The sequence below is a fragment of the Sphingobium abikonense NBRC 16140 genome (assembly GCF_001598335.1).
Lineage (GTDB): Bacteria > Pseudomonadota > Alphaproteobacteria > Sphingomonadales > Sphingomonadaceae > Sphingobium > Sphingobium abikonense.
Genome location: NZ_BCYT01000045.1, coordinates 1 through 1013, shown reverse-complemented (window position 1 = coordinate 1013; position 1013 = coordinate 1). Strand labels below are relative to the sequence as shown.

At 63.9% G+C, this 1013-nt stretch carries 1 protein-coding gene; it reads right to left on the bottom strand.

The window, feature by feature from the left end:
• Positions 1 to 178 precede the first annotated feature (178 nt).
• A complete protein-coding gene (istB, locus tag SAB01S_RS17925) occupies positions 179 to 907 on the bottom strand; it encodes an IS21-like element helper ATPase IstB (protein WP_031304487.1) in 729 nt (242 codons plus the stop codon).
• Between the last annotated feature and the right edge of the window lie 106 nt (positions 908 to 1013).

Genomic DNA, 1013 nt, shown 5'->3' with positions numbered 1-1013 from the left:
TGTCAAACGGCGTTCAAAAGGGACCCCCGATCGGCGTCGAAGAGGGACCCCCTTTTCAGATAATATGATGCTGGTTTGTTGAAGATGGCCTTGCGCTGCGTGCGGCGGAGGGCGGGCGTAGCCCGACCGGAGGCGCGCGCAGCGCAAGATAGATTTTTGAAGGCGCCGAAGGTGGCTGTCAGCTGCGGTTTTTGAAGCGCCAGCTGTCGTTGCCCGTCTCGACGATATCGCAGTGGTGGGTGACGCGGTCGAGCAGCGCCGTGGTCATCTTGGGATCGCCGAACACGGTCGGCCATTCGCCGAAGGCGAGGTTCGTGGTGATGATGACGCTGGTCCGCTCATAAAGCTTGCTGATGAGGTGGAACAGCAACTGCCCTCCCGAGCGGGCGAACGGCAGATAACCGAGCTCGTCGAGAACGATCAGGTCGAGCCGCGACAGCTGCGCCGCCAGGGTCCCGCCTTTGCCGATCCGGGTCTCCTCTTCGAGGCGTGTCACCAGATCGACGGTGTTGAAGTAGCGGGCGCGAGCGCCCCTTCGCACGACATTGGCGGTGATCGCGATGGCGAGGTGGGTCTTGCCTGTCCCCGTGCCGCCGACCAGCACGATATTGCGGCGAGGCGGGAGGAAGGAGCCATCGTGAAGGGAGCGGATCATCTCCTCATTGATCGGTGTGCCCTCGAAGCTGAACCGCTCCAGGTCCTTCACCACGGGCAGCCTCGCAGCCGTCATCCGATAGCGGATGGAGGCTGCATCCCGGTGGGTCGCCTCAGCACGGAGCAGGTCGGTCAGTATCTCCATGGTGGTGCGCTTGCGCTGGAGGCCGGTGGTGACCGCCTCGTCGAACGCCGCCGCCATGCCCTTGAGTCCGAGGCCGCGCATCGTGTCGATCATATCATGCCGCTGCATCATAGCCTCGCAGCAGATCATAGCGGGCACAGTCGGCGAGCGGAGGATGCTGCAGCATCCGGTCTTCCGAAGTGACGATGCTGTGGGGTGTCGCCGGCTCGCGGCG

What these genes read in the sequence shown, in the direction of transcription:
- istB (WP_031304487.1), bottom strand. Translation starts at nt 907, where the DNA reads ATGCAGCGGCATGATATGATCGACACGATGCGCGGCCTCGGACTCAAG.